This window comes from Curtobacterium sp. MCBD17_023 (assembly GCF_003224415.1).
Lineage (GTDB): Bacteria > Actinomycetota > Actinomycetes > Actinomycetales > Microbacteriaceae > Curtobacterium.
In genome coordinates this window covers 51,192-57,607 of record NZ_QKLJ01000016.1, presented here as the reverse complement: position 1 = coordinate 57,607, position 6,416 = coordinate 51,192, and the positions used below count along the sequence as shown (strand labels likewise).

Here is a 6,416-nt window from a genome sequence, read left to right as displayed (position 1 = left end):
TCGGAGATGTGTATAAGAGACAGGATGGTGGGCAGGGGGCCGGGAGGGGGTGTGGTCACGCTGGTGGTCCTGTCTCGGCCGTTCCGGCCGGTGTCGGTCTGGAGGCTCGGTTCAGCTCTTGACGGCGCCCTGCGTCACGCCGCTGATCACCCAGCGCTGCGCGAACAGATAGACGATGACGGTCGGCGCCATCGCCATGAGGTACGAGGCGAACGCGACGTTGTAGTTCGTGCCGAACTGGCTCTGGAAGATGTTCTGCACGACGGGCAGCGTCTGCAGCCCCGGGTCCGCGGTGATGAGCGACGGCATCATGAAGTCGTTCCACGAGGCGAGGAAGGCGAAGATGCCGACGGTCGCGTTCATCGGTCCGAGCAGCGGCAGGATGATGCGCCAGAAGATCTGCCACGTGGAGGCGCCGTCGATGCGGGCGCTCTCCTCGAGTTCGACCGGGATGGAGCGCAGGAACGCCGAGTAGAGCAGCACGCTGAACGACAGTTGGAACATGGCGTGCAGGATCGCGACGCCGATGGGGTTGTCGAGCGAGATCATCGCGGTGAGCTTGATCTGGGGGAGCGCGACGACCGGGAACGGCAGGAACATCGCCGCGAGCAGGTACACGAACGACCAGCGGAAGAAGCGGCGGTGCCAGTTCCGGACGATGGCGTACGAGGCGAACGAGCTGAGCAGGAGCGTCGCGACGACGGTGAGTGCGGCGACGCCGAGCGACACCGAGAACGAGACCGGGAAGCGGGTGAGCGCCCACGCCTCGGCGAAGCTCGCCGGGTTGAACGGGGTCGGCAGGGACAGCGCGTTGCCGTCGACCGCCTGCGCGCTCGTCTTGAACGCCATGGCGACCGTGACGTACAGCGGGACGAGGACGGTCAGGGACGCGAGCGCCAGGATGATCGTCAGCGGCCAGTTGACGCGCTCGAGGCGGCGGCGGCGCGGCTGGTCGGGGGTGGTGCGGGCGGCTGCGGTGGCCGGGGACCGGGTGTCGATGGCGCTCATGCGAGTCGGAGGTTCCTTCCGCGCGTCACTGCGAGCTGCAGGACCGAGATGAGGACGGTGATGATGAAGAAGACGGTCGCGTTGGCCATCTGGTAGGCGTAGTCACCGCTGGTGAAGCCGGTGAAGATCGTCATCGCGACACTGCTCGTCGCGGAGCCGGGCCCGCCGTTCGTCAGGCCGACGATGACGTCGTAGGCGCCGAGGTAGCCCTTCACGCCGAGCACGGTGTTGATGACGATGAAGCCACCGATGAGCGGCAGGGTGATCGACCGGAGCTGCTTCCACGTCCCGGCGCCGTCGAGGGAGCTGGCCTCGTACACGTCGGCCGGGATCGAGGTGAGTCCGGCGGTGTAGATGAGGAGCGCGCCCGGGATGGTCTGCCACGCCGAGACGATGACGATGGCGAGCCACGCCAGGTTCGGGTCGCCGAGGATGCTCTGCTCGAGCGGGCCGAACCCGACCGACGTGGCCAGGGCCGGCAACGTGTTCGAGAACAGGTAGTTGAAGACGTAGGCGACGATGATGCCGGACACGACCATCGGGATGACGAACACCGACCGCAGACCCGCGGCGAAACGGACCCGCTTGGACAGGGCGATGGCGAGCGACAGCGCGATCGTCTGCGTGACGATGACGGTCACCACCGCGAAGCCGAGCGTGAACCCGTACGACCCGAGGATCGCCGGGTCGGACACGAGTGCGCGGTAGTTCTCGATGCCGAGGAAGTGCCACTGCCCGAACCCGAGGTAGTCCGTGAAGCTGTAGAAGATGCCGACGCATGCCGGCGCGACGACGAACGCCGTGAACAGCACGAGGGCGGGCACGAGGAACAGGTAGTACATGCCCTCGGTGCGGTGCAGGGAGCCGACGCGGCGGTGGACGCGGGTCGCTGCGGTGGCGGGGCCGGGACGGGGGTCCTCGGTCTCGGGGGTCAGGGGGGTCTGCATGGTCATGATCGCTCCTGGGGTCCGGTCCGGCTGTTCCTGGTCGCGCCGGTCAGACCGTTGCCGAGCGGCCGGCGAGTCGTCGCCAGTCGGTGTCGAGCCGCCGCAGCATCGAATCGAAGTCGCCGCTGCGGATGGCGGTCTGCAGGTAGTTGCCGAGCGGGATGGAGGTGGGGATGAAGGTGCCGGCACCCTGGTAGAACGCGCCGTCGTCGACGTACTGCTGCAGTCCCTGGATGCGCTCGTCGGTCTGCGGGGCGGCGTCCTCCGTGGTCGAGAACGCGAGGTTGTCCAGGTTGTAGGCGTTGATCACGTCGGGCTGCATGAGGAACTCGACGAGCTCCTGCGCCTGCTCGAGGTGCGGGGTGGTGGTCGGGATCCAGAGGCCGAGGTCGATGTTGACGCGTGCCTTCCGGTCACCCGGGTCGTTCGAGACCGGGAGTGCGAAGGTCCCGACGGGCAGGTCCTCGTCGACGAGGGCGATCTGGCTGAGCGCCCACGGTCCCTGCAGGTACATCGCCGCCTTGCCCTGTCCGAAGGCGAGGTTGCCGTCCGCGTAGGAGCGGGTGGCGTGGTCGGGGTTGAAGAACGACGAGATCGTCTTCGCGCGCTCCATCGGGAGGGCGAAGTCCTTCTCGAACGACACCTCGGCGTCCGGCCCGACGTCGGTCCCGAGGGCCTTCATCTTCCGGAAGAACGAGCCGGTGTCGACCAGGCTCCCGACCGAGTAGTCGAACAGGCCCTGCCAGAGGGTCCAGGTGTCCCGGTCGGTCGCGTAGACCGGGGTGATGTCGGCCTCCTGGAGCGCGGTGCAGACGTCGACGAACTCGTCCCAGGTGGTCGGGACCGGCAGGCCCTGCTCGTCGAAGATGCGCTTGTTGTAGATGACGCCGGCGGCCGCGAGCGAGAACGGCAGCACGCTCGTGCGGTCCTCGTACTTCGCGTACTGGTTCGTCAGGCCGTCGATGCTCTTCCGGACCCGACCGGCGGAGGGCAGGTCGCTCAGGTCACGGAGCACCCCGCGCTCGATGTAGCGCGCGAGTTCGAGGTTGTCGTTGAAGCAGCCGACGTCGGCCGGCTCACCGCGGACGAACTGCGGGGCGATGGCGACGGTGCTGTCGTGCACGACCCGCACGCCGCGGTTCTCGCGCTCGAAGCGGCGGAGCAGGTCGTCGAAGTAGGCGATGACCTCCTGCTTCTGCTCGTAGAAGCGCAGGGTGCTGCCGCCCGCCGCGGTGCTACCGGCCGAGGGGGCCGAGCACCCGGCGAGCGCCAGTGTGCCGAGCCCGAGCCCGCCGACCGCGCCGGCGAGGAACCCGCGCCGGCTGAGAGCCGATCGTGCCGTTGTGCTGCCCATGCCCATGGTCACTCCCTTTCGCGCTCCGTCGCGCCAGCCCAGTTTTACAGCGCTGTAAACGCAAAGTCAACGCCGCGGCAGCGTTCTCCGGGGAGGGTCACGGGAGGGACGAGCCGCGGGGTGCCGGCGTGTGCTGGAGCTCCTGCCGCAGGGACCGGACGGCCCGCATGAGGTCGTCCTGCTTCCGGGCGCTCGCGCGGAGCGGCGATCCCAGGGCGGGACGCGCGATCACCCCGAGGCGTCCTGCCCCCGTGACGAGGGCGAGCGACCAGCCGCTCTGCCCGGTGATGCTCCTGCGCTCGTCGGGTTCGACGTCGCGGAGGTCCACCTGTCCGTGCCACGCCCGGGCACGGGTCAGCTCGGCACGGTCGCGACGGCGTGGATGCGGTCCGGGCCGTCAGGCGTAGCGGCGGGCGGCGCGCAGTGCGGCGTCGGTGTACGAGCCACCGAACAGGAACACGTGGAGCAGGAGCGGGGCGAGCTGGTGCAGCGCCACGCGGTCCTGCCACCCGGGCGCGAGCGGCGACTCCTCGTCGTACGCGGCCAACACGGTCCCGAGCTCCGGGAGGCCGAACAGCGCCAGCAGCGCCAGGTCCGTCTCCGCGTGACCGCCGTGCGGGGTCGCGTCGATGAGCATGGCACCGGTCGGTGCGTCCGCCGCCCGCGGCCAGAGCACGTTCCCCGCCCAGAGGTCGCCGTGCAGTCGGGCCGGACCCTCCCCGACGAGCGCCGGCTGCGGGGACCCGAGCGAGCCGTCCTCCAGGCGGTCGCAGACCCGCTCGAACACGTCGGCCTCGGCACCGTCGTACCCGCCGGCGTCGACGATCCGCTCGACGAAGTCCCGGATCCGGTACTCGGCGAAGAACGCACCCCAGGACGACGGGGCCTCGGACGCGGGGACGAACGGCGTGCGCGAGCGGCCCATCCGCAGCGGACCGTTCGCCGGGAACCCGGGCGACGGGGCACCCCAGTGCGCGGCACCGGCGGCGTGCGTGTGGGCCAGCGAGCGACCGAAGCGCGCCGCCTGCGCACGGGTCGGCGTCCCGTCCGCGATGAGCTCCAGTTCGAGCAGGGTCGGGTGCGGGCGCCCCAGGACGCGGGCGATCCGGGTGCCACCGGTCTCCTCGGCCTCGGCGAGCCACTCGAGGCCGGCTGCCTCGGCGGCGGCCTCGTCCGGGTCCGTGAAGGTCTTCGTGTGCGTCGAGGCCATCACCCCATCCTGCCGACCGGGAACGACTCCGGGTTCAGACGGCGTCGACCAGCGCCCGGGCGAGGGGGTGCCACGGCCGCGAGGACGGCCCGCTCAGCACCAGCGTCCGCTGGTACCCGGGCGACATCGGCAGCATGACGAGGTCCGGCGGCAGCATCACGCGGCCGAGCGTCGGCACGATCGAGACGCCCTCGCCGCGCTGGATCATGCCGAACATCGTGCTCATCTCCCGCACGCGGTGGGCGTAGCGGAACGGCTGTCCGGCCCGCTCGTGCATGAGCTGGATCTGGTGCTCGCAGCCACCGCCGCCCGCGACCAGGCCGTCCTCGTGCAGGTCGTCGAGGGTCAGCGCCGGGAGCTCGGCCAGCGGGTGGTCCCGGCGGACGACGGCGGCCATCTCGTCCTGTGCGACGACGACCCCGCCGTCCGGTACCGCGGTCGGGTCGACGAGCACCGCGGCGTCGACCGTGCCCGCTTCGAGCCACTCCGGCATCTCGTCGTCGTCGCCCTCGTACACCTGCACGTCGACGTCCGGCAGCGTGACCGTCCAGACCTCGCGGAGCCGGGGGAGCAGCCCCTGGCACACCGTCGGGACGGCGGCGAGGCGCACGGTGCCGCGTGCCGGGGCGGGCCGCACCACGGCCTCCAGGGCGTCGACCGAGGCGAGCACGCTCCGGGCGTGGGCGAGCAGGCGGTCGCCGAGCGGCGTCGGCGCGGTGGCGGCGCCGCGGAGCACGACCGGGCCGCCCACCTCGCGTTCGAGTCCGGCGACCGCGTGCGAGACGGCCGACTGCCCGACACCGAGCGCGAGCGCGGCCGCGGTGAAGGAGCCGGCGTCGACGGTCGCGACGAACGCGCGGAGCTGGGGGAGCGAGACGGGCATGCGCTTCCTTCATGACGGCATGAGCGTCATGCGTTTGCCGCATGACCGGACACTCCCGAGACTAGGCCTCGTGAACGCCCTCCTCTACGTCCTCGTCGCCCTCACGTGGGGCTCGAGCTTCTTCTTCGCGAAGATCGGGCTCGAGGGCCTGGCGCCCCAGCAGGTCGCCACGGTCCGCACCGTGCTCGGCGCACTGACGCTCGTCGTCGTGCTGCTCGTCACGCGCCGGCGGTGGCCGCGTGAACGGCGGCTGTGGGGGCACCTGTTCGTCGTCGCGGTGTTCCTCAACGCCGTGCCGTCGTCCCTCATGGCGTGGGCCGAGCAGACCGTGCCGTCCGGGCTCGCCAGCATCTACAACGCGACGACGCCCATCATGACGTTGCTCGCGCTGGCCGTCCTGGTGCCGACCGAGCGGTTGGACCGGCGGCAGGTCGGGGGGATCGTGCTCGGCATCGTCGGGGTCCTCGTGCTCGTCGGTCCCTGGGACGTGCTCGGCGACCCGGAGGTCCTGGCGAGCGTGCCGGGACAGCTCGCGCTCCTCGGCATGACGGCGTCCTACGGCATCGGCCTCGCGTGGCTCCGCCGCTTCGGCGTCGGCGGCGGGATCGATCCGACCACCGTCGCGACGGTGCAGCTGACGCTCGCCGCGGTGCTCATGCTCCTGGTCGCACCCGTCATCGCGACCGGTCCGGTGCGGCTGGACTGGAGGATCGGAGCCGCGATGGTGGCGCTCGGCGCGGTGGGCACGGGGCTGGCGTACGCGTGGAACACCCGGCTGGTCGGGGCCTGGGGTGCCGGGCGCGCCTCCACCGTGACCTACCTGACGCCGGTCGTCGGGGTCGCACTCGGCGTCCTCGTGCTCGGGGAGCCGCTGCGGTGGAACGAGCCGGTGGGCGGTCTCGTCGTGCTCCTCGGCATCGCCCTGGCGTCGGGCCTGATCAGGTCGCGGCGTCGGTCGGTTCCGGCGCCGGCCGGTGAGCAAGGGGCGGCGGCGGCCGGTCGGTGACGAGCCCG

The 6,416-nt window shown here is 71.1% G+C and carries 7 protein-coding genes; 1 reads left to right on the top strand and 6 read right to left on the bottom strand.

All coding sequences use genetic code 11. The features are described from left to right. Nucleotides 1–111: 111 nt before the first annotated feature. From DEI84_RS13755 to DEI84_RS13730, 6 genes are all read right to left on the bottom strand, one after another. Nucleotides 112–1,008: a carbohydrate ABC transporter permease gene (locus DEI84_RS13755; RefSeq protein WP_110891263.1), complete on the bottom strand. Its 897-nt coding sequence runs from the start codon at nucleotides 1,006–1,008 to the stop codon at nucleotides 112–114. Further along, the gene (locus DEI84_RS13750; protein WP_110825937.1) at nucleotides 1,005–1,961 is read right to left on the bottom strand and encodes a carbohydrate ABC transporter permease; all 957 of its coding nucleotides are present in this window, start codon (nucleotides 1,959–1,961) and stop codon (nucleotides 1,005–1,007) included. Before DEI84_RS13750 ends, DEI84_RS13755 begins: the two co-directional genes overlap by 4 nt. Nucleotides 1,962–2,004: 43 nt before the next feature. After that, nucleotides 2,005–3,309, bottom strand: a complete 1,305-nt coding sequence (locus DEI84_RS13745) for an ABC transporter substrate-binding protein (protein ID WP_110891262.1) — start codon at nucleotides 3,307–3,309, stop codon at nucleotides 2,005–2,007. Nucleotides 3,310–3,406: 97 nt separating this feature from the next. Continuing rightward, nucleotides 3,407–3,637, bottom strand: a complete 231-nt coding sequence (locus tag DEI84_RS13740; protein ID WP_110891261.1) for a hypothetical protein — start codon at nucleotides 3,635–3,637, stop codon at nucleotides 3,407–3,409. A gap of 69 nt (nucleotides 3,638–3,706) precedes the next feature. Further along, nucleotides 3,707–4,519, bottom strand: coding sequence for a fructosamine kinase family protein (locus DEI84_RS13735; RefSeq protein ID WP_110891260.1), 813 nt, complete (start codon nucleotides 4,517–4,519; stop codon nucleotides 3,707–3,709). Between the two features lie 34 nt (nucleotides 4,520–4,553). After that, nucleotides 4,554–5,402, bottom strand: a complete 849-nt coding sequence (locus DEI84_RS13730) for a LysR family transcriptional regulator (protein ID WP_110891259.1) — start codon at nucleotides 5,400–5,402, stop codon at nucleotides 4,554–4,556. A 70-nt stretch (nucleotides 5,403–5,472) separates the two neighbouring features. Between DEI84_RS13730 and DEI84_RS13725 the strand changes: the two genes are divergently transcribed. Next, nucleotides 5,473–6,408, top strand: coding sequence for a DMT family transporter (locus DEI84_RS13725; protein ID WP_110891258.1), 936 nt, complete (start codon nucleotides 5,473–5,475; stop codon nucleotides 6,406–6,408). Nucleotides 6,409–6,416 lie beyond the last annotated feature (8 nt).

Coding starts and splice junctions, on each gene's coding strand:
- DEI84_RS13755 (WP_110891263.1), bottom strand. CDS start 1,008: ATGAGCGCCATCGACACCCGGTCCCCGGCCACCGCAGCCGCCCGCACC.
- DEI84_RS13750 (WP_110825937.1), bottom strand. CDS start 1,961: ATGACCATGCAGACCCCCCTGACCCCCGAGACCGAGGACCCCCGTCCC.
- DEI84_RS13745 (WP_110891262.1), bottom strand. CDS start 3,309: ATGGGCAGCACAACGGCACGATCGGCTCTCAGCCGGCGCGGGTTCCTC.
- DEI84_RS13735 (WP_110891260.1), bottom strand. CDS start 4,519: ATGGCCTCGACGCACACGAAGACCTTCACGGACCCGGACGAGGCCGCC.
- DEI84_RS13730 (WP_110891259.1), bottom strand. CDS start 5,402: ATGCCCGTCTCGCTCCCCCAGCTCCGCGCGTTCGTCGCGACCGTCGAC.